Origin of the sequence: Sphingobium cyanobacteriorum, from assembly GCF_030580935.1 — a bacterium.
Taxonomy (GTDB): Bacteria; Pseudomonadota; Alphaproteobacteria; order Sphingomonadales; family Sphingomonadaceae; genus Sphingobium; species Sphingobium cyanobacteriorum.
Genome location: NZ_JAUQOM010000002.1, coordinates 480,755 through 505,428 on the forward strand (window position 1 = coordinate 480,755; position 24,674 = coordinate 505,428).

26 protein-coding genes are annotated in these 24,674 nt (G+C 66.2%); 17 read left to right on the plus strand and 9 right to left on the minus strand.

Annotated features, from left to right (window positions below; genetic code table 11):
• Positions 1-32: 32 nt before the first annotated feature.
• A complete protein-coding gene (locus Q4610_RS07280) occupies positions 33-278 on the plus strand; it encodes a hypothetical protein (RefSeq protein WP_304535320.1) in 246 nt (81 codons plus the stop codon).
• Between the two features lie 85 nt (positions 279-363).
• Here the strand turns inward: Q4610_RS07280 and Q4610_RS07285 are convergent, their stop codons facing one another.
• The gene (locus tag Q4610_RS07285) at positions 364-891 is read right to left on the minus strand and encodes a CarD family transcriptional regulator (RefSeq protein ID WP_007709832.1); all 528 of its coding nucleotides are present in this window, start codon (positions 889-891) and stop codon (positions 364-366) included.
• Positions 892-1,135: 244 nt separating this feature from the next.
• Positions 1,136-1,474 carry a ferredoxin FdxA gene (fdxA, locus tag Q4610_RS07290; RefSeq protein ID WP_304535321.1) on the minus strand — a complete coding sequence of 113 codons (339 nt, stop codon included), beginning with the start codon at positions 1,472-1,474 and terminating at the stop codon, positions 1,136-1,138.
• Between the two features lie 190 nt (positions 1,475-1,664).
• Between fdxA and Q4610_RS07295 the strand changes: the two genes are divergently transcribed.
• Together Q4610_RS07295 and Q4610_RS07300 are read left to right on the plus strand one after the other, a co-directional pair.
• Entirely contained in the window at positions 1,665-1,943 is a 279-nt protein-coding gene (locus Q4610_RS07295) for a CopG family ribbon-helix-helix protein (RefSeq protein ID WP_304535322.1), read from the plus strand.
• A 26-nt stretch (positions 1,944-1,969) separates the two neighbouring features.
• A complete protein-coding gene (locus Q4610_RS07300; protein ID WP_304535323.1) occupies positions 1,970-2,224 on the plus strand; it encodes a type II toxin-antitoxin system RelE/ParE family toxin in 255 nt (84 codons plus the stop codon).
• Between the two features lie 12 nt (positions 2,225-2,236).
• Here the strand turns inward: Q4610_RS07300 and Q4610_RS07305 are convergent, their stop codons facing one another.
• Positions 2,237-2,521 carry an RNA-binding S4 domain-containing protein gene (locus tag Q4610_RS07305; RefSeq protein ID WP_304535324.1) on the minus strand — a complete coding sequence of 95 codons (285 nt, stop codon included), beginning with the start codon at positions 2,519-2,521 and terminating at the stop codon, positions 2,237-2,239.
• On the minus strand, positions 2,514-5,222 hold the full coding sequence (locus Q4610_RS07310; protein WP_304535325.1) for a helicase-related protein: 2,709 nt from the start codon (positions 5,220-5,222) through the stop codon (positions 2,514-2,516). Before Q4610_RS07310 ends, Q4610_RS07305 begins: the two co-directional genes overlap by 8 nt.
• A gap of 222 nt (positions 5,223-5,444) precedes the next feature.
• Between Q4610_RS07310 and Q4610_RS07315 the strand changes: the two genes are divergently transcribed.
• On the plus strand, positions 5,445-6,977 hold the full coding sequence (locus tag Q4610_RS07315; protein ID WP_482241487.1) for a peptidoglycan DD-metalloendopeptidase family protein: 1,533 nt from the start codon (positions 5,445-5,447) through the stop codon (positions 6,975-6,977).
• Positions 6,978-7,017: 40 nt separating this feature from the next.
• Positions 7,018-7,800 (plus strand): nucleotidyltransferase family protein, encoded by a 783-nt coding sequence (locus tag Q4610_RS07320; RefSeq protein WP_304535327.1) that lies wholly within the window; start codon positions 7,018-7,020, stop codon positions 7,798-7,800.
• A 37-nt stretch (positions 7,801-7,837) separates the two neighbouring features.
• Here the strand turns inward: Q4610_RS07320 and rnhA are convergent, their stop codons facing one another.
• The 3 genes from rnhA to ispH all read right to left on the minus strand — a co-directional run bounded on the left by rnhA (position 7,838) and on the right by ispH (position 10,299).
• Positions 7,838-8,284 (minus strand): ribonuclease HI, encoded by a 447-nt coding sequence (rnhA, locus tag Q4610_RS07325; RefSeq protein ID WP_304535328.1) that lies wholly within the window; start codon positions 8,282-8,284, stop codon positions 7,838-7,840.
• Entirely contained in the window at positions 8,281-9,258 is a 978-nt protein-coding gene (gene thrB / locus Q4610_RS07330) for a homoserine kinase (protein WP_304535329.1), read from the minus strand. The genes rnhA and thrB overlap by 4 nt, the downstream gene beginning before the upstream one ends.
• A gap of 81 nt (positions 9,259-9,339) precedes the next feature.
• Positions 9,340-10,299, minus strand: coding sequence for a 4-hydroxy-3-methylbut-2-enyl diphosphate reductase (gene ispH, locus Q4610_RS07335; RefSeq protein ID WP_304535330.1), 960 nt, complete (start codon positions 10,297-10,299; stop codon positions 9,340-9,342).
• A gap of 171 nt (positions 10,300-10,470) precedes the next feature.
• Here ispH and Q4610_RS07340 point away from each other — a divergent pair, with 171 nt between their 5' ends.
• The 9 genes from Q4610_RS07340 (at position 10,471) to tatC (ending at position 17,873) form a co-directional block, all read left to right on the plus strand.
• Complete coding sequence (locus Q4610_RS07340) at positions 10,471-11,079, plus strand: hypothetical protein (protein ID WP_304535570.1); 609 nt, start codon at positions 10,471-10,473, stop codon at positions 11,077-11,079.
• Between the two features lie 219 nt (positions 11,080-11,298).
• On the plus strand, positions 11,299-13,026 hold the full coding sequence (gene argS / locus Q4610_RS07345; RefSeq protein WP_304535331.1) for an arginine--tRNA ligase: 1,728 nt from the start codon (positions 11,299-11,301) through the stop codon (positions 13,024-13,026).
• An 11-nt stretch (positions 13,027-13,037) separates the two neighbouring features.
• Positions 13,038-13,760: an SPOR domain-containing protein gene (locus Q4610_RS07350; protein ID WP_304535332.1), complete on the plus strand. Its 723-nt coding sequence runs from the start codon at positions 13,038-13,040 to the stop codon at positions 13,758-13,760.
• Between the two features lie 76 nt (positions 13,761-13,836).
• Positions 13,837-14,850: a beta-N-acetylhexosaminidase gene (nagZ, locus tag Q4610_RS07355; RefSeq protein WP_304535333.1), complete on the plus strand. Its 1,014-nt coding sequence runs from the start codon at positions 13,837-13,839 to the stop codon at positions 14,848-14,850.
• A gap of 142 nt (positions 14,851-14,992) precedes the next feature.
• The gene (locus tag Q4610_RS07360; RefSeq protein WP_304535334.1) at positions 14,993-15,775 is read left to right on the plus strand and encodes a segregation and condensation protein A; all 783 of its coding nucleotides are present in this window, start codon (positions 14,993-14,995) and stop codon (positions 15,773-15,775) included.
• Positions 15,772-16,365: an SMC-Scp complex subunit ScpB gene (scpB, locus tag Q4610_RS07365; RefSeq protein ID WP_304535335.1), complete on the plus strand. Its 594-nt coding sequence runs from the start codon at positions 15,772-15,774 to the stop codon at positions 16,363-16,365. Before Q4610_RS07360 ends, scpB begins: the two co-directional genes overlap by 4 nt.
• 28 nt (positions 16,366-16,393) lie before the next feature.
• A complete protein-coding gene (locus tag Q4610_RS07370; protein WP_304535336.1) occupies positions 16,394-16,630 on the plus strand; it encodes a twin-arginine translocase TatA/TatE family subunit in 237 nt (78 codons plus the stop codon).
• 29 nt (positions 16,631-16,659) lie between these two features.
• On the plus strand, positions 16,660-17,097 hold the full coding sequence (gene tatB, locus Q4610_RS07375; protein ID WP_304535337.1) for a Sec-independent protein translocase protein TatB: 438 nt from the start codon (positions 16,660-16,662) through the stop codon (positions 17,095-17,097).
• Complete coding sequence (tatC, locus tag Q4610_RS07380) at positions 17,094-17,873, plus strand: twin-arginine translocase subunit TatC (protein WP_304535338.1); 780 nt, start codon at positions 17,094-17,096, stop codon at positions 17,871-17,873. Before tatB ends, tatC begins: the two co-directional genes overlap by 4 nt.
• Positions 17,874-17,924: 51 nt before the next feature.
• Here tatC and trpE read toward each other — a convergent pair whose 3' ends face one another.
• Entirely contained in the window at positions 17,925-19,442 is a 1,518-nt protein-coding gene (trpE, locus tag Q4610_RS07385; protein ID WP_304535339.1) for an anthranilate synthase component I, read from the minus strand.
• 1 nt (position 19,443) lies between these two features.
• Complete coding sequence (locus Q4610_RS07390) at positions 19,444-21,393, minus strand: peptidyl-prolyl cis-trans isomerase (RefSeq protein WP_304535340.1); 1,950 nt, start codon at positions 21,391-21,393, stop codon at positions 19,444-19,446.
• A 203-nt stretch (positions 21,394-21,596) separates the two neighbouring features.
• On the opposite strand from Q4610_RS07390, the gene tpiA reads away from it, so the two are divergent.
• The 3 genes from tpiA to Q4610_RS07405 all read left to right on the plus strand — a co-directional run bounded on the left by tpiA (position 21,597) and on the right by Q4610_RS07405 (position 24,670).
• Positions 21,597-22,358, plus strand: coding sequence for a triose-phosphate isomerase (gene tpiA / locus Q4610_RS07395; protein ID WP_304535341.1), 762 nt, complete (start codon positions 21,597-21,599; stop codon positions 22,356-22,358).
• Positions 22,359-22,588: 230 nt separating this feature from the next.
• Positions 22,589-22,948 carry a preprotein translocase subunit SecG gene (gene secG / locus Q4610_RS07400; RefSeq protein WP_304535342.1) on the plus strand — a complete coding sequence of 120 codons (360 nt, stop codon included), beginning with the start codon at positions 22,589-22,591 and terminating at the stop codon, positions 22,946-22,948.
• Positions 22,949-23,038: 90 nt separating this feature from the next.
• A complete protein-coding gene (locus tag Q4610_RS07405; RefSeq protein ID WP_304535343.1) occupies positions 23,039-24,670 on the plus strand; it encodes a CTP synthase in 1,632 nt (543 codons plus the stop codon).
• Positions 24,671-24,674: the final 4 nt, after the last annotated feature.

Consider the following 24,674-nt stretch of genomic DNA (forward strand, 5'->3'; position numbering starts at 1 on the left):
GTGCGCGCACAGAGAATATGGAGGAACATGCCATGGCCGATTATCAGGAGCGTCCGGCGACCACGACGACGATCATCGAAAAGCGCAGCGGTGGCGGCGGCACGACCTTCGCCATATTGCTGCTGGTGGTTGTGGTGGCCGTCGCCGCCTTCTTCCTGATCAGCAGCCAGACGCGCAAGGATGATGCCGTATCGAGCGCCGCAAGCCAGGTCGGCCAGGCCGCCAGCGATGTCGGCGACGCGGCCAGGGATGCCGCAGGCGCTGCCAAAGGCGAATGATCCCCAGCATCGGGCCAGCATGAAAAAGGGGCGTTCCGATGGTTCGGAACGCCCCTTTTGCATTTCATCTGCGATCGGGCTTTGATCAGCCCTCGACCTTCGCATATTTGGGCGCGGCCTCGTTCAGGATGCGCAGGATCTTCTTGAGCGCGGTCGGTTCGTCCGTCTCTTCCATCGCCGCCAGTTCGCGGGCCAGGCGGCTGGACGCCGCTTCGAAGATTTGCCGTTCCGAATAGCTCTGTTCCGGCTGGTCGTCGGCGCGGAACAGGTCGCGGGTCACTTCGGCGATCGACACCAGATCGCCCGAATTGATCTTCGCTTCATATTCCTGGGCCCGGCGCGACCACATGGTACGCTTGACCTTGGGCTTGCCCTTCAATGTTTCCATCGATTCTTCGAGCGTCTTGTTGGAGGACAGCTTGCGCATCCCCACGCCTTCGGCCTTGTTGGTCGGCACGCGCAGCGTCATGCGCTCCTTTTCGAAGCGGAGCACATACAGCTCCAGCTCCATGCCCGCGATCTGCTCCTTTTGCAGCTCAATCACACGGCCAACGCCATGCTTGGGATAAACGACATAGTCACCAACGTCAAAGGACAGCGCCTTGGCAGCCATTTGATACCTTTCCAATTCAACCGGGGAACGGGACGAACGCGGAAGCAGATGCGCGAGAAGCATATGCCGGGAAGTCCACGGCGCCACCGTCAAGACATGAAGCTTATTCTCCAGGGTCGGACAGGGGGATATCCGACCGTTGCGGCCCTATTTAGCAGATTCGTAACAAAATTACCACCCCCGGACACAAAGTCTGGGGGTGGTGCCTTTCAGGTGCCGCAATTTGGGACGCGATGGACGCAGTCTAGCTGCCGGTGCCGGGTTCGGGGGAGAAGAATTTCTCCAGCTTGTTCTCGATCCCGCTCATCGCGTCGGCATCGGCCGGGGCGTCGCCCTTGACCGTGATGTTGGGCCATTCGGCAGAATATTTGGTGTTCAGCTCCAGCCATTTTTCCAGGCCGTTTTCGGTGTCGGGCAGGATCGCTTCGGCCGGGCATTCCGGTTCGCACACGCCGCAATCGATGCACTCGCTGGGGTTGATGACCAGCATATTCTCGCCCTCGTAGAAACAGTCCACGGGGCAGACCTCGACGCAATCCATATATTTGCAGCGGATGCAGTTGTCGGTCACGACATAGGTCATTGGCTGGGCACTCTATCCTTTGGAAAAACGCCGTCCTGCTATGCCCGCCTGCGCCCAACGTCAATGAGGATATTGTTGCCGGGGACTTAGGGCTGGTTTTGCCGATGCGGCCTGATGATCAGGGTGGACGCCATGATGCGGTCTGCTAAAGTAGCAAGAGGTATTACCTTTTGCTATGGAGCTTCTTGCGATGGCAACGGCCACATCCGTCAAACTCGATGACGCATTGAAAGGGCGCGTGCAGCAACTGGCCGAAACACGTCGACGCAGCGCCCACTGGATCATGCGGGAAGCGATCGTGCAATATGTCGATCGTGAAGAGAAGCGGGAGGCGCTGCGCCGCGACACGCTGGACGCATGGAACGAATTTCAGGCAACCGGCCTGCACGCGAACGCGGACGAGGTGGACAAGTGGCTCGCAAGCTGGGGCAGTGAAAGCGAGTTGCCCGCGCCTGAATGCCACGAATAATATTCGCGCCAGCGGCGATCCGCGACATGCAGCGGCTGCGTGCTTTCCTGCAACCCAAGGATGCCGAAGCCGCACGACGGGCGGGTGAAGCGATCCGGCAGGGTGTAAAGATGCTGGCGGCCTATCCCCGCATCGGCCGGCTGATCGATGATCTGCCCGAAGAATATCGTGAATGGCTGATCGACTTTGGCGAGAGCGGCTATGTCGCGCGCTATCGCGTGGATCGGGAAAGCGTCACGATTCTGGCGATCCGGCATCAGAGGGAAGTCGGATATAAATAGGCGGGAATCCCATCACCCCCCGACCGTCAGTTCCTCATAACAGCCTTCCGCCTCCACCGCCGGCCCGCGCCGCGCGGGCAGGGCGGCGACCCGCACCACGCGGACATGTGCGCCATGGGGAAAGGTGATCAGGTCGCCCGCCCGCACCGGCGCGTGGGCGCGGTCGATGCGGCGGCCGTTCAGGCGGATATGGCCGTCCTCGGCCAGTTTCTGCGCGGCCGACCGGCTCTTGGCGAGCCGGGCGAACCACAGATATTTGTCGATGCGCAGGCTGGGGCCTGCGATCGGGTCAGCCATTGCGACCCAGCAGATCGGCAAGGCCGGCAAAGGCGTTGTTCACCGGCGCGGGGCTGCCGCCGGTCGATGCGGGGCGGGGCGCACCGCCGTCCTTGCCGGGGCGGCGGTTGCCGCCTTCGGGCCGGGGACCACGCGCCTGCTGGCCACGCGGCTGCTGCCCCTGCGGCCGTTGCGGTCGATCCGGGCGCGCTTTCTGGCGGCCCTTGAACGCCCAGTTGGCGGCGCTGACGGGCGGCGCCTCGACCCCCTCTTCGACCGGCGCGGGCGCGGGCGGGTCGATCGGGCGGAAGCCGGCCAGCCGCATCAGTTGCAGGAAGGATGGCTCGGACAGGCCCAGCGACACGATCTGCGGGCTGGTGTGGGTGAAGGCTTCGCCCTTGGCGATCGCCTCATGCGCGGTCCGCGCCATGCGTTCGGCCATGTCGATACGCAGCATCTGTTCGCCAAAACCGCGAAAGCCCGCGATCCGCGCGCCCATCTGCGCCGGCTTTTCGCCCGCCGGGATCAGGGTCAGGCCGGGGCCGGGCAGCGGCAGGCACGGCTTGGCGATGCGCGCCGCCAGCAATGCGGAGCGCCAGCGCGCCGCGCCGGGCTTCAACAGCCCATGATGATAAATGTCGAGCACGCCGATATCGATGCCCGCCTTGCGCAGCAGGTGGCGCTGTTCCTTGTCCAGATGGCCCAGCGCCGAATCGAGGTCGGTCCGCGCGATCACGCCGCCAGCATCGCCCAGTTGCGCGAACACGGCGCGCACCACGGCGGGCACGGCCGGGTCGGCGGCGCTTTCCGCCATCTTCACCAGCGGCAACAGATGCTTCTGCTTCTGCGCCTCGAACCAGGTGGCCAGGCGCGTGACGACCTGCTTCTGCATGTCCTGCCCCAGGCTAAGCAACGCGCGATCAAGGCGAATTTCCGGCGTCAGCAGGGTCGGCCCGGCCAGCAGGGTGGCCACCGGCACCGCGCCCCAGGCGATCCCCGGCGCCTGTCCCGCTTCGTCCAGCAGGGCGAAATCCGTATCCGCCGCCGCAACCAGTTCTTCAGCCTTCACACGCAATACCTTTCCAAGGCGCCGCTCCGCGGCCGCCAGCAACATCTTTCGGTCCTGATGTCGCGTAGCGGGATCAACCGAGAATCGAAATCCGTCAAGTCGTCCGATCGTCTCGCCATCGACGCAGACCGCCCCGTCCGCCTCCACCGTGACCGGCAGGTTGCTCGCATTCTGCCCGATGTCGCGCAGCAGGACGGCGGTGCGCCGGTCGACGAAGCGCTGCGTCAACGCGGCGTGCAGCGCGTCGGACAGCTTCTCTTCCAGCGCGCGGGTCCGCTCGGCCATTTCGGCGGGATAGTCCAGCCAGTCGGGGCGATGAGCGATATAGGACCAGGTCCGCGCCGCCGCGATCCGGCCGGACAGCGTATCGATGTCGCCCTGCACCGAATCGAGCCGGGCCAGATTCTGCGCGAACCAGTCGCGCGGAATATGGCCCGTTCCTTCGGACAGGAAGCGCCAGATGCGACTGACGGCGCGGGCATGATGTTCCGCGCCCAGCTTCTGGAAATCGGGCAGGCCGCACGCCGCCCACAGCCGCTCGACCTGCCGCTGGCCCTTCACCCGCTCGATCACCAGCGGATCGTCGGCCAGCCGCCGCAGCACCGCATGATCGACCGCTTCGGGCGCGGCGCGCAGTTCGGGCCGTTCGGGCCGCTGCTCCAGGTCGAACAGCAGATGGTCCAGACGGTCGGTGCGCGGCGTGCCGTCGCGCCAGAATAATTGCTCCACCGGGGGGAAGCGATGCGCCTCTATCGCCTCGATCTCTTCGGGGGTGAAGGCGGCGTCGCCATCCTCTCCGCCTAGGCTGCCGAACGTGCCGTCCTTGTGATGCCGCCCGGCGCGCCCCGCGATCTGCGCCATTTCGCTGATGGTCAGGCGGCGGCTGCGGCGGCCGTCATATTTGCGCAGCGACGCAAAAGCGACATGGGCGACATCCAGGTTCAGCCCCATGCCGATGGCGTCGGTCGCGACCAGATAATCGACTTCGCCATTCAGGAACATCTGCACCTGGGCATTGCGGGTGCGGGGGCTGAGCGCGCCCATCACCACCGCGGCGCCGCCACGGAAACGGCGCAGCATTTCGGCGACCGCATAGACTTCCTCGGCGGAGAAGGCGACGATGGCCGACCGTTTGGGCAGGCGCGACAGCTTCTTCGCGCCGGCATAGCTCAGCGTCGAAAAGCGCGGCCGGCCGATGATCTCGACATCGGGCACCAGCGCCTTGACCACCCGGCTGATGCTGGCGGACCCCAGGATCATCGTTTCCTCGCGTCCCCGCGCCCGCAGCAGCCGGTCGGTAAAGATATGGCCGCGTTCCGGGTCCGACCCCAGTTGCGCCTCGTCCAGCGCGACGAAGGCATGATCCGCCTTCACGCCGCTTTCCCGCCCGCCGCCGATCGGCATCGATTCCGCCGTGCACAGGCAATAGCGGGCCTGCGGCGGCACGATCTTTTCCTCGCCGGTGATCAGCGCGACCTGCTGCGGCCCTTTGATGGCGACCACCCGGTCATAGACTTCGCGCGCCAGCAGGCGCAGCGGGAATCCCATCATCCCGCTCGAATGGCCGCACATCCGCTCGACGGCCAGATGCGTCTTGCCGGTGTTGGTCGGTCCCAGGACGGCGGTGATGGAAGAACGGGCGAACTGGGCCATGGCAGCCTATGTCGGGGGTTATCGGACGCGGGGCAAGCGGATTTAGCTGTTCCACTCGCTGTCACGCGCCCGTCCGGCCCCCGGCACGGTTCATCGTGCAATGGCCTGTCATCTCACCGTCTTTATTTGACTTTAACCCTGTGCGTTCACAACAGTGCCACCACGCATGGCGCGGGGGACGTTGCCGGTGCGGCAACGAAAATGCCTTTGGGGTCAGCGGGTTTGTTTCACGAAAGCCAGTTCGGATCGCAGCAGGGGCGCGCCTCTGTCTCCCTTTGGCTCGCCGATTCGCTCACCCGCACCCCGGCCGCGCCGCCGCCGCAGGACTGGCGCAGCCGCCTGCGCGAATGGGCGGACGAGGTGGAACTGGTCCCCGACCTTGGCCAGCGCATCGGCAGCCTCACCTGGTTCCGTGGCCTTGCGACCTGCTTTGGCCTGTGCGCCACGGCCCTCTATCTCTCGCCAGGATTCCAGCCGGTCCCCGGCCTGCCCGGCGCCCACCTGACCGACGCGCATTATGACGAAGTGCGCAGCCAGATGATCACTCCGCTGGCGCTGGGCGCGGATAGCGGCCGGCACATGGGGTCGACCGATGCGGTCCAGCCGCTGCGCGAAACACCCGAACGGCCGCAGATAGACCTCAGCGCCCAGGTCGGCAGCAGCGACAGCCTGCCCCGCGCCCTGGCGCGCGCGGGCGTCAGCGGCGGCGATGTCGCCACCGTCATGGCGATGGTGGGGACGGACATTGCCGATGGCGTGAAGCCTGGCACCCGGCTCGACATCCTGCTCGGCCGCCGCGCCAGCCGCGACCGGCCGCGTCCGCTCGACCGGCTCGCCTTCCGCGCCCGGCTCGACCTCAATGTCGAACTGAGCCGCGCCGGCGGTGTGCTGTCGATCAATCGTATCCCGATCCGCGTCGACAATACGCCGCTGCGTATCCAGGGCGTGGTGGGCGACAGCATCTACCGCTCCGCCCGCGCGGCCGGCGCCCCGCCCAAGGCGGTGCAGGCATTCCTGCGCGTGATCGCGGGACAGGTGGATCTGGGCGGCATCGCGGCGGGCGACCGCTATGACATCGTCACCGAATATCGCCGCGCCGAAACCGGCGATGTGGAGGTGGGCGACCTGTTCTATGCGGGGCTGAAGCGCGCGCGCGGCAAATCCGTCGACATGCTCAAATGGACCCGCGACGGCCGCACCGAATGGTTCGAGGCATCGGGCGTGGGCGAACGGCGCGGCGTCCTGTCCTCGCCGGTGGCGGGGCGCATGACCTCCAGCTTCGGGATGCGCCGCCATCCGATCCTGGGTTACACGCGGATGCATGCGGGCATCGATTTCGCCGCCCGCTATGGTTCCCCCATCTATGCCGTCACCGACGGCGTGGTCGCCTATGCCGGGCGGCATGGCGGCCATGGCAATTATGTCCGCATCGCGCATGGCGGCGGCCTCGCCACCGGCTATGCCCATATGAGCCACATCGCCGCCGCGCCGGGCCAGCGGGTGCGGCGCGGCCAGGTGATCGGCTATGTCGGTTCCACCGGCCTGTCGACCGGCCCGCACCTGCACTATGAACTCTATCGCAATGGCCAGGTGGTCAATCCGCTGTCGGTGAAGTTCACCACCACGGCGCAACTGGCCGGCAGCGAACTCGCCGCCTTCCGCGCGCGACTGGCGCACTATCAGGGGCTGCGCGTGGGCTTGCACGAAAGTTTCGCGCAGAAATCCGGCGCCGCGCCGGTGGCGGCGGGCAAATAAGGCGCTTCCCGCGCACCATCCGCTCCGCTAACGCACGGCGATGACTGGTTCCGTTACCGCCATCCTGCTCGCCGGCGCGCGCCCCATTCCCGATCCGCTGGCGCAGGCCGCCGGTGTCGCGGTCAAGCCGCTGGTGCCGGTCGGCGGTGAACCGATGATCAACCGCCCCGCGCGCGCCCTGCTGGATCATCCCGCGATCGGGCAGGTCATCATCCTCACCCAGCGGCCCGACCTGTTCGCCGCCGGTCCAGCCAGCGCCTGGCTCGCCACCCACCCGCGCATCCGGTTCGAGAGGGGCGGGCAGGGGATCGCCTCGTCCCTTTTGGCGCTGCTGGAACGGGGCGACCTGCCGTTCCCGATCCTGCTGACCACCGCCGACCATGTGCTGCTCGACCGCGCCATGCTCGACCAGTTCGTGGCGCAGGCGACCGGCGCGGATATCGCCGTCGCCATGGTGGAGCGCGCCACCCTGCTGGCGCGCTATCCCGATTCGCGCCGCACCTGGCTCAAATTCCGCGACGGCTGGTGGTCGGGCGCAAACATCTTCTGGTTCGGCAGCACAAAGGCCCGACCTGTCATCGCGCTGTGGCAGGAGGTCGAACAGGACCGCAAGAAAGGCTGGAAAATCCTCGCCGCCTTCGGCCCCTTGGCCCTGCTGGGCGCGCTGCTGCGCATCCTGACGCTGCGCGGCGGCATTGCCCGCATCGGCCGCAAATTCGGCCTGACCGCCCGGCTGGTGGCGATGGTCAGCCCCGAAGCCTGCATCGACGCCGACAAGCCGGACGATGTGACCCTGATCGAATCGATTTTGCGGGGACGATAAAGGCGATGTGTTCCCGCGCAGGCGGGAACACGCAGCGCTATGGCCGAAAACGTTCCGCCGCCGCGCAGGCCAGCGCGTCCGCGCGCTCATTTTCCGGGTGGCCGGCATGGCCCTTGACCCATTGCCACGTCACCTGATGTGGGGCGGCGGCCTTCACCAGCGCCTGCCATATTTCGACATTCTTGACCGGCTTGTTGTCGGCGGTGCGCCAGCCCTTTTTCTGCCAGCCGAAAATCCATTTGGTGATGCCGTCCATCACATATTTGCTGTCGGTATGCAGCGTCACCCGGCACGGTTTCTTGAGGCTGTTCAAGGCTTCGACCGCCGCCATCATTTCCATGCGGTTGTTGGTGGTCTGCGCCTCGCCGCCGGAAATTTCCTTCTCCGTCTCGCCAAAGCGCAGCACCGCGCCCCAGCCGCCGGGCCCCGGATTGCCCTTGCACGCGCCGTCGGTGAAGATGTCGACCTGGGGCAGATCGGTCATGCGCCCAGCAACTCCGCCGCGTCGACGCTGGCATAGAAATCCAGCCGCCGCAGATAGGCGAGCGGGTCTTTGCGCGTCACCAGCGCATCGGCCGGCGTGTTGATCCAGTCATAGGCGCGCGTCAGCAGGAACCGCAACGCCGCGCCCCGGCACAATATCGGGAAGGCGGCGCGTTCGGCATCGCTCAACCCATGCGCCTGGGCATAGCCCGCGCCGATCGCCGCGCCGCGCGCGCCATGCCAGGTCGCGCCGTCATTGCTGAAGCACCAGGCGCTGTGGGTGACGGCCAGGTCATAGGCGCGAATGTCGGTGCAACTGAAATAGAAATCGATCAGGCCCGTCACCGCGTCTCCCAGCATCAGCACATTGTCGGGGAACAGGTCGGCATGGATCACGCTGCGCGGCAGGTCGGCGGGCCAGTGCGCGTCCAGAAACGCCAGTTCCCGCGCCACCCGTGCGCCCAAGCCGGGGTCGATCCGGTCGAAATCCGCGCCGCACTTGGCCGCCAATGCGTGCCAGCCGGCAATGTCGAGGGCGTTGCGCCGCTCGCCCGCAAAGCCCTGCGCCGCCTTGTGCAATTCGCCCAGCGCCATGCCCGCCGCGCGCGCCTGTCCCGGTGTCGGTTCGGTAACGGAAATGCCGGTCAGAAATTCGATCAGGCACGCCGGGCGGCCCGACAATTGCTGAAGCCGCTTGCCCTCCCGATCGGCGATGAAGCGCGGGACCAGGCACCCGCGCGCGCCCAGATGGTCGAGCAGGTCCATGAAGAAGGGCAAATCGGCCTCATCCACCCGCTTTTCATACAGCGTCAGGATGTAGCGATGGCCCTTGCCGTCCGCGCCGGTGGTTTCCAGCAGGTAATTGCTGTTCTCCACCCCTTCGGCAATGCCCTTGGCCGACACCAGCCGGCCGGCGTCGTAACGGGTCAGGAAGGCGTCGATCTCTTCGGCAGGAACATGGGTATAGACGGCCATTTTTCACACTGTCTTTACATTGAGGATCGTCATTGCTTCGCTACGCGCGCAATGACGGATGATCTCACGCGAGCCAAGACGTTACGCTGTTTCCAGCCCGCGCGGCAGTTTGAAGGCGATGCTCTCGCGCGCCGTTTCCACCTGCTTTTCTTCGACCGCGAAATGCTGGCCGATCCGGTCGACCACTTCGCGCACCAATATTTCCGGGGCGGAAGCACCCGCCGTCAGGCCCAGTGTCCGCACATTGGCCAGCCAGTCGAAATCGATCTCGCTGGCGCGCTGGATCAGCCGCGCGGGCGTGCCTTCGCGCTCCGCCACCTCGACCAGCCGCAGCGAATTGGAACTGTTGGGCGCGCCGATCACATAGAGCGCGTCGCATTGCGCCGCGATCGCCTTCACCGCCGTCTGGCGGTTCGACGTGGCGTAACAGATATCCTCCCCCTTGGGCGCGACGATGGTGGGGAAACGGCGCTCCAGCGTGGCGACGATCGCGGCGGTATCGTCCACCGACAGCGTCGTCTGGGTCAGGAAGGCCAGATTGTCGGCATCGGCCGGTACGAAAGCCTCTGCATCCTCGACCGTCTCGATCAGGCTCATCGCGCCATCGGGCACCTGACCGAACGTGCCGATCACTTCGGGGTGGCCCTTATGCCCGATGAACAGGATGTGGCGGCCGACCTCGACCTGCCGTTCGGCCTGGCGATGGACCTTGCTCACCAGCGGGCAGGTGGCGTCCAGATAGGACAGGCCGCGCGCTTCCGCCTTGGCCGGCACCGCCTTGGGCACGCCATGGGCGGAAAACACCACCGGCACGCCATCGGGCACCTGGTCCAGGCTTTCCACGAAGATCGCGCCCTTGGCCTTCAATCCGTCGACCACATATTTGTTGTGGACGATTTCATGGCGGACATAGACGGGCGCGCCATATTTCTCGATCGCCTTTTCGACGATGACGATGGCGCGATCCACCCCGGCGCAAAAACCGCGCGGGGCGGCGATCAACAGGGTCATCGGCGGCAGGGCGGCGGAGGTGTCGGTCATGTTCCGCCGCTTAGGCGAATGTCGCCCGCGATGAAAGGGCCAAGGCGAAAGCCGTGTCCTTGCGGTTGCGCCGGACGTGGGGGATGGATAAGGAAGCGCAGAGCCTCTGGTCCTGTGGGCTTTGCGAAGGATTATCTGCTGGTGAAACCCTCTACTATCGCCCTGACCGCCATGCTGGCTTTGGCTTTGGCCGGGTGTTCGCGCCGGGGCGAGATCGACGCGACAGGCGGCATCGTCGCCGTGCGCTCGGCCTGCCCGTCGGCGGCGATCCCGGCTCAGACCGGGGATATCACCCTGTTCGACCCGCCCGGCCGCACGGACGCCGGCGCGATCGATCTGGTCGCCAACATCACCGATCTGCGCTCGACCTGCACCGATGGCGCGCAATATTATACCGAAGCGACCTTCACCGTGAATGCGCGCCGCACCAATGCCGGTGCCGCGCGGCAGGTGACATTGCCCTATTTCTCGGTCGTGGTGCGCGGCGGGGACTCCGTCGTCGCCAAGCGGGTGGGCCAGGTGACGCTCAACTTCGCGGCGGGCGACTATCGCGCCAGCGCGCAGGCCAAGGCCGGCTCCTATGTCGACAGGGCGGCGGCCTCGCTGCCCGCCGACATTCAGGCGAAGATCACGCAGAAGCGCAAGGCCGGCGACGCCGACGCCGCGATCGATCCCTTCGCCCAGCCCGATGTCAAGGCGGCGTTGCAGCGAACCAGTTTCGAACTGCTCGTGGGTTTCAACCTGACCCAGGACCAGCTCCGATATAATGCGACCCGTTAAGGGCAAGTTCGACCCACTCACATTGCCGTTCGTGCTGAGTAGGGGCTGAGCTTGTCGAAGTTGAGCGGGACGGATCATCCCCGGACGATCCTGAACCATCCGGGGGATGGCTCACCTGCTCAAGTATCGAAGCATGGGACTGTAACAGGCCCTTCGATACGCCACTTCGACTTCGCTCGGTGGTTCCTCAGGGCGAACGGGACAGACAGGAATTTCCGCGTGTCCCTTTACACCCGTTTCACCGCCCATCTCGACGCCGTGCTCGACGCGCTGGAGGGTGATGGCGTGCTGCCTGCCGGCCTCAACCGCAAGCCGGTGACGGTCGAGCCGCCGCGCGATCCCAGCCATGGCGACCTTGCCACCAACGCCGCGATGGTGCTGGCCAAGCCTGCCGGCACCAACCCGCGCGCGCTGGCGGAAGCGATCGTGACCCGGTTGCAGGCGCTCGATGAGGTCGAGAGCGCGGCCATCGCCGGTCCCGGCTTCATCAACCTGACGCTCACCGATCCGACCTGGCGCGCGGAACTGGCCGCAATTCATGCCGACGCCGATGATTATGGCCGGTCCGACATCGGGCAGGGCGTGACCGTCAATGTCGAATATGTCTCCGCCAACCCGACCGGCCCGATGCATATGGGCCATTGCCGGGGCGCGGTGGTGGGCGACGCGCTCGCCACCTTGCTGGAATATGCCGGGCACAAGGTCACGCGCGAATATTATATCAATGACGCGGGCGGTCAGGTCGACGTGCTCGCCCGCTCCGTGCATCTGCGTTACGCGCAAGCGCTGGGCAAAGATGTGGGCGCGATCCCCGAAGGCCTCTACCCCGGCGATTATCTGGTCCCGGTGGGGCAGGCGCTGGCCGCCGAATATGGCGATCGGTTCGTCGGCGCGCCCGAAGCGGACTGGCTCGTCACCTTCCGCACATTCGCCGTGGCCAGGATGATGGACATGATCCGCGACGACCTCGCGCTGCTCGGCATCCATCACGACATTTTCTCGTCGGAGGCGGAATTGCAGGCGGCGGGCAAGCCGGACGAGGCCGAAGCCTGGCTGCGTGCCCATGACCTCGTCTATGACGGCGTGCTCGAAGCGCCCAAGGGCGAACTGCCCGACGACTGGGAGCCGGTCGAACTGCCCTTGTTCCGCTCCACCCGGTTCGGCGACGATCAGGATCGGCCGATCAGGAAGTCGAACGGCTCCTGGACCTATTTCGGCGCCGACATGGCCTATCATTACCAGAAGGCGCAATCGGCCGACCAGTTGATCGACATCTGGGGCGCCGACCATGCCGGTACGGTCAAGCGCATCCAGGCCGCCGTCGCCGCCCTGACGGAAGGGCGCGCGCGCTTCGACGTGAAGCTCATCCAGATGGTCCGCCTGCTGCGCGATGGCGAGCCGGTGAAAATGTCCAAGCGGGCGGGCAATTTCGTCACGCTCGCCGATGTGGTCAGGGAAGTGGGCAAGGATGTCGTCCGCTTCACCATGCTGACGCGCAAGGCCGACGCGCAGATGGACTTCGACTTCGCCAAGGTGGTGGAAGCGTCGAAGGACAATCCGGTTTTCTACGTGCAATATGCGCATGCGCGCATTGCCTCGCTTGGACGGCGGGCGGAAGAGGCCGGGATTGTCCTGCCCGCGCCCGACCTGTCCCTTCTTGGGACGGCCGAACTCGCCATGGTCAAGCTGGCCGCGCAATTTCCGCGCGTGGTGGAAGGATCGGCACAGGCGCGTGAACCACACCGGATCGCTTTCTATCTCAATGACTTGGCCTCCGCTTTCCATGGCTGGTGGAATATGGGCAATGACGATCCGCGCGCGCGCGTCATCCTGGCCGACGATCCGGCGCTCACCGCCACCCGGCTTTTCCTGGCGCAGGGAATAGGGCAGATTATCCGCAACGGGCTGACGCTGATGGGCGTCGTCGCCCTGACGGAAATGCAGTGAGGCGCTGAACCATGACTGATTATGCGCGCGGACGACTGGACCTGGATGATGAGGATCGTCTGCCCTGGCTCGAACCGGCCGTGGATGACGAAGGGGATGAGGGCATCTCGCCGCTCCGCCTGCTCGGCCTCATCCTGCTCGGCCTCGCGCTGATCGGTGCGGTGGTCGCGGGCGTCTGGTGGATGCAGAACCGCAATGGCGGCGGTGGCGCGGGTGAGGGGCAACTCATCGCCGCGCCGGCCGACAATTACAAGATCGCGGCGAACGAGGCCGACGCCAAGAAGTTCGACGGCGAAGGCGACGCCAGCTTCGCCGCGAGCGAAGGCGTGCTGCGCGACGGCCGCATCGATCCCAGCCGCGTGCCCGAAACGCCGATCGCCAAGAGCGCGCCCGCGCCCACCGGCACGAAACCGGCATCGCCCGCCAGACCGGCGCAAAGCGTCACCGCGCATGTCGCCGATGAAACCCGCGCCAGCCCCGTCGCCACGGCGCGGGCGGCCGGCGGCGGCGGCCTGATCCAGCTTGGCGCCTATGGCAGCGCGTCGGGGGCGAAGGACGCCTGGACCAAGCTGTCCAAGCGCTTTGCCTATCTCGCCCCGCTCGCCATGTCGGTCGAGCCGGCCGAAGTCGGCGGCGGCACCGTCTATCGCCTGCGCGCCGGCGCCGGGGGGCAGGCGAGCATGATCTGCGGCAAGCTCAAGGTCGCGGGCGAAAGCTGCCTGGTGGTGAACTGACGGCGACGATCCAGCGGGGCAGGCAGGCGTCTCTTCTCCTTCGACATTTGCCTTCTGCCCCGCTACCATCGCCGCCATGAAACCCGTCATCTTCGGTCTTTCCGGCGCCACCCTGACCGCCGACGAGCGCGCCTTCCTCGTCGATGCGCAGCCGGCCGGCTATATCCTGTTCAGGCGCAACATCGTCGACCGGGCGCAACTGCGCGCGCTGACCGACGATCTGCGCGGCCTGCACGGCCGCGACGACCTGCTCATCATGATCGACCAGGAAGGGGGGCGCGTCGCGCGGATGCAGCCGCCGGTCTGGCCTGCCTTCCCGCCCGGCGCGGTGTTCGACCGTCTCTACGACATCGCCCCGTCCAGCGCGATCGCGGCGGCGCGCGCCAATGCCCACGCCATCGCGCTGACCCTGGCGGAGGTCGGCATCACCGTCGATGCGCTGCCCTTGCTCGACGTGCGGCAGGACGGGGCGAGCGACATCATGGGCGACCGCACGCTGGGCGCCGACCCGATGCGCGTCGCCGCGCTGGGCCGCGCGATGCTGGAGGGGCTGGCCGATGGCGGCGTGGTCGGCATCGTCAAGCATATGCCCGGCCATGGCCGCGCGCTGGTCGACAGCCATCTGGAACTGCCGGTGGTGAACGCCAATCTGAACGCGCTCGAAACCGATCTCGCGCCCTTCCGCACCCTGCGCAGCGCGCCGATCGGCATGACCGCCCATGTCGTCTATAGCGAATGGGATGCCGACCGCCCGGCCAGCCTGTCACCCACGATCATCGATGAAATCATCCGCGGGTCGATCGGCTTTACCGGCCTGCTGATGTCCGACGATCTGGATATGAAGGCGCTGAACGGCAGCATCCCGGACCTTGCCGCCGGGGTGGTCGCGGCGGGGTGCGACCTGGCGCTCAACTGCTGGGGGCGGATGGACGACATGGTCGGCATCGCCAACCAGTTGCCGGAAATTACGGATGCCGGCCGCGCCCGGCTTGACCGCGCCATGGCCTCCGTCCCGCGCGGGACGGACCAGCCCGCGCTGAATGACCTGCTCGCCACCCGCGACTCCCTGCTGGGACTGGTCCCGGCTTGAAGGTGCAGGTTGAAAATTCCTCCCCTGGAAGGGGAGGTGGCTGGCCGCAGGCCAGATGGAGGGGTATCGCCTCAACGATAGCGCGATACCCCTCCGCCACCGCCTGTGGCGGCTGCGCCCGCGCGATGAGGGAGGCTTGACCATGGCCGACCTCTTCACCCCCGCGCCCATCCCCGCGCCCCACACCCTGACCGTCAGCTTCGACGCCTGGGAAGGACCGCTCGACCTGTTGCTCGGCCTTGCGCGGACGCAGAAGGTCGACCTGCGCGAAATCTCTATCCTGGCCCTGACCGAACAATATCTCGCCTTCATCGACAGTGCGCGGCAGTTGAAGCTGGAACTGGCCGCCGACTATCTGGTGATGGCCGCCTGGCTCGCCTATCTCAAATCCGCGCTGCTGCTGCCCAGGCAGGAACAGCCCGATCCCAGCCCCGAAGACTTGGCGCTGCGCCTGCAACTGCGGCTCCAGCGCCTCAACGCCATGCGTGACGCGGCGGCGCGATTGATGGCGCGCGACCGGATCGGCCGTGACGTATTCCCGCGCCGCGCGCCCGAAGGGCTGCGGCTGGTGAAGAAGGCGCAATGGCGCGCCAGCCTCTATGACCTCATTGCCACCTATGGCCAGATTCGCGCCCGTACCCAGCCGGTGGTCCACACCATCGCCGTCCGCCCGGTCATGACCCTGGACGAAGCGATCCAGCGGGTCGGGGCGCTGGTCGGCGCGGCGCTCGACTGGACCCGGCTCGAATCCTTCCTCCCGCCCGACCTAGACCCGCCAAAGGTGAAGTCGGCGCTGGCCAGCAGCTTCGTCGCCGCGCTCGAACTGGCGCGGCAGGGGCGGATCGAGATCCAGCAGGACGGCATTTTCCAGCCCATCTATCTGCGCGCGCCCATGCCGGCGGACCATCGCGGACCCCTGTTATGAACCCGGAACCCGATGATTATCTGCGCGCGGTGGAAGCGGCGCTGTTCGTGGCGGAGCATCCGCTGACCCCGGCGGAGATCAGGCTGCATGTCGGCGAAGCGGGCGACCTCGACACCGCGTTGCGGACCCTTGGCGATCAATATGCCGGGCGCGGGGTCAATCTGGTCGAACGGGGCGGGCGCTGGCATTTCCAGACCGCCGCCGACCTCGCCCATATCCTGCGCCGCGAAAAGGACGAGCCGCGCAGGCTCTCGCGCGCGGCGATGGAGACGCTGGCGATCATCGCCTATCATGAGCCGGTCAGCCGCGCCGAGATCGAGGCGATTCGCGGGGTTCAGGTGGCCAAGGGCACGCTCGACGTGCTGATGGAGGCAGGCTGGGTCCGCCCCGCCGGCCGCCGCGAAGTCCCCGGCCGCCCGCTCATCTATGCGACGACCGTAGAATTTCTGACACATTTCGGGCTTAGCAGCCGCCGTGACCTGCCTGGAATAGAGGATCTGCGCGCGGCCGGCCTGCTCGATCCGGTCGATTTGGCGCTGGAGGGTCTGACGGGCCAATCCGTTGTGGAAAATGACGAGGAAGAGGCCTAGATAGGCCCTCTGCTAGGAGTATTGAAAAATGGGTTCCTTTTCGCTGATGCACTGGGTGATCGTGCTCCTGGTCGTCATGCTGCTGTTCGGTGGCGGCCGCATCTCCGGCCTGATGGGTGACGTGGCCAAGGGTATCAAGAGCTTCAAGAAGGGCATGGCCGAGGATGACGAGGTGACGCCCGCCAAGCCCGCGACCCGCCTCGAAGGGCATCGTGTCCCCGAACAGGATGCGCCGACCGCGACCGAAGAAAAGACCAAGGCCTGACCGCCTCCAGCACAGGCCGATAGTCCCGCATGTTTGGTATCGATTCATCCGAACTTCTGGTGATCGTGATCATTGCGGTGATCGTGATCGGGCCGAAGGATCTGCCACGCGCGCTCTACAAGGTGGGGCAGATCGTGGGCAAGGCGCAGGGCATGGCGCGTCATTTCCGCACCGGCATCGACGCCATGGTCCGCGAAGTGGAACTGGAAGAGCTGGAAAAGAAATGGGCCGCGCAGAACAAGCGGATCATGGACGAACATCCGCCCGAAACGCTGCCCGCACCCGCCGCAGAGGACAAGCCGGCCTTCGTCGCGCAATCCGCGCCGGTGGACGACCGGCCGCCCTATGTGGCGGAGGCCGCGCCCGCGCTCCCGCCAGCCCCGGCGTCCGAAGGCCCGCCCTATGTCGCCGAAGCGCCAACCCCGGCGCACGGCAGCGCATCGCATAAGGGTGACGCAACGGCATGATCGGCGATATCGACGACAGCAAGGCGCCCTTGCTCGACCATCTGATCGAACTGCGCGGCCGGCTGCTCAAATGCGTCTATGCGTTGTTCCTGACCGGCGCGGTCTGCTTCTATTTTTCCGAACAGCTCTTCACCATCCTCGTCCATCCGCTCAAGGAAGCATTCGGCGATGCCGGCGGCAAGCTGGTCTATACCAAGCTGTACGAAGCCTTTTTCGTGCAGGTGAAGATCGCCGTTTTCGGGGCCTTCTGCCTGTCCTTCCCGATCATCGCGAACCAGCTCTGGGCTTTCGTCGCGCCGGGTCTCTATGCCAGGGAAAAGAAGGCGCTGCTGCCCTTCATCCTTGCCACTCCCTTCCTGTTCAGCATGGGGGCAAGCCTGGCCTATTTCGTCGTGATGCCGACCGCGTTCCATTTCTTTCTGCAATTTCAGGGGAATAGCAGCGGATTGTCGGTCGAGGCATTGCCCAGTGCCGACGCCTATCTCGGCCTTGTGATGCAATTCATCCTGGCTTTCGGCATCAGCTTCCTGATGCCGGTTCTGCTGATGCTGCTCAACCGTGCGGGCTTCGTGACGCGGGCGCAACTGATCGGGATGCGCCGCTACATGATCGTCGCCGCCTTCATCCTGGCGGCGGTGCTGACCCCGCCCGATGTCGTGTCGCAACTGATGCTCGCCATTCCGCTGCTGCTGCTCTACGAAATCACGATCGTCGCGATCTGGTTCACCGACCGCAAGCAGGCGAAGGCGGAAGCCGCCGAGGAGGCTTCGGCGTAGCGGCTGCGCGCACGCCTCCCCCCGGACTGGACCGGAGGGGGGGAATGCCCGTCACTGCCCGAAACCGGCGTCCCTCGCCACTGCCACCGCTTCGCGCGCGGCCGCCAGCAGCGCGCCGCTCTTGGCCTCGCACTCGCGCTGTTCATAGTCGGCGTTCGAATCCGCGACGATGCCCGCGCCCGCCTGCACATGCATGATCCCGTCCTTGAGGACGGCGGTGCGCAGCACGATGCAACTGTCCATATTGCCGTCCGGCCCGAAATAGCCCACCCCGCCGGCATAGGCGCCGCGCGTCTCCGGCTCCAGTTGCGCGATGATCTCGCAGGCGCGGACCTTGGGCGCGCCCGACACCGTGCCGGCCGGGAAGCCAGCGAACAGCGCGTCGATCGCGTCCTTGTCCGGCGCCAGGCGGCCGACCACGTTCGACACGATATGCATGACATGGCTGTAAAATTCGACGGTGTAGCTTTCCGTCACCGTCACCGATCCGGCCGTCGCGACCCGGCCGACATCGTTGCGGCCCAGGTCCAGCAGCATCAGATGCTCGGCCCGCTCCTTGGGATCGGCCAGCAGGCTTTCGCGATTGGCCGCATCCTCCACCCCGTTTTTGCCGCGCGGCCTCGTGCCGGCGATCGGCCGGATCGTCACTTCGCCGTCGCGCGCGCGGACCAGTATCTCCGGCGACGATCCGATCAGGGCAAAGCCGGGCAGGTCGAGATAATAGAGGAAGGGCGACGGATTGATCCGCCGCAATGCGCGGTACAGCGCAATGGGGGGCAGGGTGAAGGGGCTGGTGAAACGCTGCGCCAGCACCACCTGAAATATGTCGCCCGCAACGATATAGTCCTTGGCCGCATCCACCATCTGGGCATAGCGGCCCGGTTCCAGCACCGGCTTCACGTCGATATCGGCGATCTGCGCCGGGGCGGGGAGGGCGGGCAGGGGGGCGGCCAGCCGCGCGGCGGTGGCGTCGATCCGCTCCAGGGCGGCGTCGATGGCTTTGTCCGCGTCGCCAAAGCTGCCCTTCCACACCGGCGACACGATATAAAGCTGGTCCGCCAGCCGGTCGAAGATCAGGATCACGGTAGGGCGCACGAACAGCATGTCGGGCAGCGCGATCGGATTGGGGGCGGGGCGGGGCAGTTTTTCCACCAGCCCGACCGTCTCATAGCCGAAATAGCCGACCAGGCAGGCGAGCGCGGCCGGCAGCGCCGGGTCCATCTCCGCCCGGCATTCCGCCACCAGCGCGCGCAGCGCATCGAGCGCGCCGCCGCCTGTCGCGACAAAGGCGTCGCGATCGGTCGCCCATGCACGATTGATTTCGGCGCTCTGGCCATGGGCGCGAAACACCAGGTCGGGGGCCAGCCCGATCAGGCTGTAACGGCCCCGTACCGCGCCGCCCTCGACCGATTCCAGCAGATAATCGCCGCGATTCGGTTCCAGCAGCTTCAGGGCCGCTGAAATCGGCGTGTCGGTGTCGGCGATCTGCCGCCGCCATACCAGCGCCGACTCGCCCCGCGCCAGCGCCGCGCGCGCAAAATCCACGCCGTCCGTCCCCCCTGCCGCCATCTTACTGGCCGCCGGCTGTGCTGTCGGACAGGGCCTTGCGCACCTGCGCCACGGCCTTGGCGTTGCGGGTGACGTTCAGGTCCTTTTCGACCGCGCGCTCGAACTGCTGGGCATATTCCTGGCCCACCACAGTGCCCAGTTGCGATCGCACCTGATTGAGCAGTTCCGGCTGGCCCTTGGCGTCGCCGCGCTGGATCGCGTTCAACTGCACCACGAAATAGCCGCGATCCTGCCCGATCGGCAATGTCTTGACCGTATTGGGCGCCATCGAAAAGAGAATGGCGACCTCGGCGGGCGGGCGCTGCTGGCCGCGCATGATGTCGGCGCGACGACCGCCCAGCACCTGCGGCGCGGGCAGCTTGACCCCGGCCTGCGCGATCGCGTCGGCCAGCTTCATGCCCTTTGCCACCTTGGCCTGGATCTGCGCGGCCAGCGCCTTGGCCTTCAGATTGCCGGCGTTCAGCTTATATTGCGCCAGCACCAGTTGCTTGACCTCGGCCAGCGGCGGCGGCGCGGCGGCGATGATGTCGCCCGGCGCGGCCAGCGCATAGCGTTTGTCGGGCGTGATCGGGACCAGTTGCGCATCGTCGTCCGCGCTCATCGCAAAGACGGGGGCCAGCAGCGGCTGGATATCGGCCGGGGCGACATAGGCCTGGTCCTTCACCTGCTTGCCGGTGGCCAGCAGGGGCGGGGTCGTTTCCAGTGTCAGGCCGTTGTCCTTGGCCACTTCCTCGAACGTCCCGCCATTGGCGATCGCATCCTCGATCTTGCCGGTGAAGTCGGTCAGCAGTTGCTTTTCCTTCTGCGCGCGCAGCGTGGCGACGATTTCCGCGCGCACTGCGGCCAGTGGCCGGGCGGGCGTGTCCTTGACCGCGGTAACGCGCAGCAGCAGCCAGCCCAGCGATCCGCGCACCGGCCCGACCAGTTCGCCCTGCCTGGCCGCCCATGCCGCGTCGGCAGCAGCCTTGCCGGCCGACAGGGTCATCGCCTCGCGGCTCTGGTCTGTCACGGTCGATACGGCCAGGCCCGCGCCCTTGGCGGCATCGGCCAGGCTCCTGCCCGCCTTCACCTGATCGGCGATCGCCTTGGCGCCGGCCTGGGTCGGCAGCACCAGTTGTTCGACGCTGCGGCTTTCCTTGGCGGCATAGGCGGCCTTGTTCTGGTTGTAATAGGCGGCGATCTCCGCATCGCCCGGCTGCGCCGCCTGGGCGAAACGGGTGGCGTCGACCACGGCATAGCGGATGCGCCGCTGTTCGGGGATCGTGAAGCGCGTGCTGTTCTTCTGGTAATAGTCCGCCAGTTGCGCGTCGGTCGGCGCCTTGTCGTCCAGGAAGGCGATGGCGGGAATAGCCGCCACCGTGCCCTGCCGCGCTTCCAGCAGCAACGACGCATAGGGCAGCACCTGACCGTCCGACAGCTTCACGCCCAGTCCCACCGGCGCGAGCAACTGGCGCTGGAGGATGTTGGCGGCGAAATCGTCGCGCAGTTGCTGCTCGGTGATGCGCTGCCGCGACAGGAACTGGCGGAACAGCGCCTGGCTGAAATTCCCCGCCGCATCCTGAAAGGCAGGAATCTGCGCGATCTGCGCATCGATCAGCCGCTTGCTGATATGCACGCCTTGCTGATCGGCGAACGCCTTCAGCGTCAGTTCGCCCACCAGTCCGTCAAACACCTGTTCCACGCCGCCTTGCGCCAGCAATTGGCTCATCTGCAAACCGGGATTGGATTGCCGCGCATTCTCGAAGGCGCGCTGCACTTGCGTCTGCAATTCGCCCTCGCTCAGCGTCCGCCCCTTCGCCCTGGCGGCCGTGCCGCCGCCGCCCAGCGACGTTCCGAACTGCCCGTTGCTCAGATCACCCATGATGAAGGCTGCGGCGATGACCCCCAGGAACAGGATCGCGAAGATCGCGCCGAATTTTGAGCGGATGAAGCGACGAAAGACAGAGAGCATGAAATTGTCCGAATTGCGGGCGTTATGGCGGCCCGCTTTAGGCGCGGATGCGCGCGGCGGCAAGGCTTGGACTGGACAAATGCGCGAGCGCCGTTCATCGGCTTTTGCAGCATCCGCTTCTTTCGGGGAGACGCATCAGGGCCATGGCCCGGCGGCGAAGGGGCGGGGGCGACGTGCAGCAATAACCATAAGGGAATGGATTGATGGGCAGGCGCAAGCTGGTTGTCGGCAATTGGAAGATGAACGGGATGCGCGAGCATCTGGGCGAAGTGGAGGCGATCGGCCGCGTGGCGGCGGCGCATCCGTCGGTGGAGGTGGGCCTGTGCCTGCCGGCCACCCTCATCATGGCGGGGTCGGAACGGCGCGGCGCGGCGTTCATCGGCGCGCAAAACTGTCATATGGACATCAGCGGCGCCTATACCGGCTCGCTGTCGGCGGAAATGCTGGCGGAGGCTGGCGCCACCTGGGTCATCACCGGCCATAGCGAACGGCGCGAGGCGCGCGGCGAAACCAATGCCGACATCGCCGCCAAATCCGCCGCCGCGCATCAGGCCGGCCTCAACGTCATCCTGTGCGTGGGCGAGACGCTGGCCGTGCGCGATGCCGGACGCGCCGAACAGGTGGTCGCCGACCAATTGCTCGCTTCCCTGCCCGAAGGCGCGGCGGCCGACTGGCTCGCGGTCGCCTATGAACCCATCTGGGCGATCGGCACGGGTCGCATCCCGACGATGGAGGCGGTCGCCGCCATGCACGCCGCGCTGCGCGCCGCGCTCGCCAGCCGGATCGGGGCAGAGGCGGACAGGATGCGCATCCTCTATGGCGGGTCGATGAATGGCGACAATGCGGCGGACCTGCTCGCCATCGCCGATGTCGATGGCGGCCTGGTCGGTGGCGCGAGCCTGAGCGCCAAGAAATTCGCGCCCATCATCGAGGCGGCGGACCAGCAGATGGCGGCGGCGGCCTGAACCGGGACGCCCCGGCCGGGTAAAGAAACCCGTCCTTTTCGCGCCGTCACCCCCGCGCAGGCGGGACTCCATCTCCCGACCTTTGCATCACGCGGCGCAGGCGGGAGATGGATCGCCGTTCGCGCGGGGAGGGCACGCATCAACTTGTCGCGAAAGGTGCGGTTGCCCCCGCGCCCCATCATCGCTATGTGCGCGCCAACGCCCTCCTTCACCGGACAGATATAACCGCAATGTTCACCTTCCTTCTCGTCGTGCAGGCGATCGTCGCCGCCCTGCTGGTCACTGTCATCCTGATGCAGAAGTCGGAAGGTGGCGGTCTGGGCGTGGGCGGCAGCCCGTCGGGCTTCATGTCGGCGCGCGGCGCGGCGGATTTCCTGACCCGCTCGACCACCATCCTCGCCAGCATCTTCGTGCTGCTGTCGATCGTGATGGCGGTGATCGCGTCGGTGCGGCACGCCCCCGGCGATATCGACACCTCGCTGGTGAAGCAGGCCCCGGCCACGCAGGGCGCGCCTGCGCCGGCCGATCCGCTGGCCGGCAATGCGGCGGCGGCGCCGGCCGCCAACGGCGCGGTCCCGCTCGCCAACTAACCGCCACAGCGATCGTTCGATCTTTTTTTAAGCGCGCGTGGATTCGCGCGCTTGCTCTTTGTTGTTCCGAAAGGCTAACCCTCTTCTCCCATGGCGCGGTATATTTTCATCACCGGCGGCGTGGTCTCCTCGCTTGGCAAGGGCCTGATGGCCGCTTCGCTTGCAGCTTTGTTGCAAGCGCGAGGTTTCCGTGTGCGAATCCGGAAATTCGATCCCTATCTGAACGTCGATCCGGGCACGATGTCGCCCTATCAGCATGGCGAAGTCTATGTGACCGACGACGGGGCGGAAACCGATCTCGACCTTGGCCATTATGAGCGGTTTACCGGCGTTTCGGCGCGCCAGTCGGACAATGTGACGCAGGGCCGCGTCTATCAGACGATCATCCAGCGCGAACGGCGCGGCGACTATCTGGGCGCGACGGTGCAGGTGATTCCGCACGTCACCGACGAGATCAAGGCCTTCGCGCTCGCCGACACCGAAGATCTCGACTTCGTCCTGTGCGAAATCGGCGGCACGGTCGGCGACATCGAATCGCTGCCCTTCATGGAAGCGATTCGCCAGCTCCATAATGATCTGGATCGCGGCCAGTCGATCTTCGTCCATGTGACGCTGGTGCCCTATATCGCGGCGGCGGGCGAGCTCAAGACCAAGCCGACCCAGCATAGCGTGCGCGAACTCACCTCGCTCGGCATCCAGCCCGACATATTGCTCTGCCGCTGCGAACATCCGCTGCCCGAAAGCGAGCGCCGCAAGATCGCGCTGTTCTGCAACGTCCGGCCCGAAGCGGTCATCCCGGCGCTCGACGCCAGCAGCATCTATGCCGTCCCCCAGCAATATCATGCCGAAGGGCTGGATAACGAAGTGCTGCGCGCCTTCGGCATCACGGATGCGCCCGCGCCCAGCATGGCCCGCTGGGACGACATCATGGACCGCCAGCAAAATCCCGAAGGTGAAGTCACCATCGGCGTGGTCGGCAAATATGTCGGCCTGCTCGACGCCTATAAATCGCTGCACGAAGCGCTGCACCATGGCGGCCTTGCCAACCGGGTGAAGGTGAAGATCAAGTGGATCGACGCCGAACTGTTTGAAAAGGGCGATGATATCGCCGCCAGCCTGGAGCCGATGCACGGCATCCTCGTCCCTGGCGGCTTTGGCGTGCGCGGGTCGGAAGGCAAGATCGCCTCGGTCAAGTTCGCGCGCGAACGCCATGTGCCCTTCTTCGGTATCTGCCTGGGGATGCAGATGGCCTGTATCGAGGGCGCGCGGAACACGGCGGGCATCGCCGCGGCCTCCACTACCGAATTTGGCGAAACCACAGAGCCTGTGGTCGGCCTGATCACCGAATGGATGAGCAAGGAAGGCTTGCAGAAACGCACCGCGCAAACCGACCTTGGCGGCACCATGCGTCTGGGGGCTTACCCGGCCAGGCTGACCGGCAACAGCGTCGTCGCGGGCGTCTATGGCGCGACCGAGATCAGCGAACGGCACCGCCACCGCTACGAAGTCAATGCCGGCTATCGGGATCGTCTCGAACAGGGCGGCCTGATCTTTTCGGGCATGTCGCCCGACGGCACGCTGCCCGAAATCGTCGAGCGGCCGGACCATCCCTGGTTTGTCGGCGTGCAATTCCACCCGGAACTCAAGTCCAAACCCTTTGATCCGCATCCGCTGTTCGCCAGCTTCATCGCAGCGGCGGTCAAGCAGAGCCGGCTGGTGTAAGGAG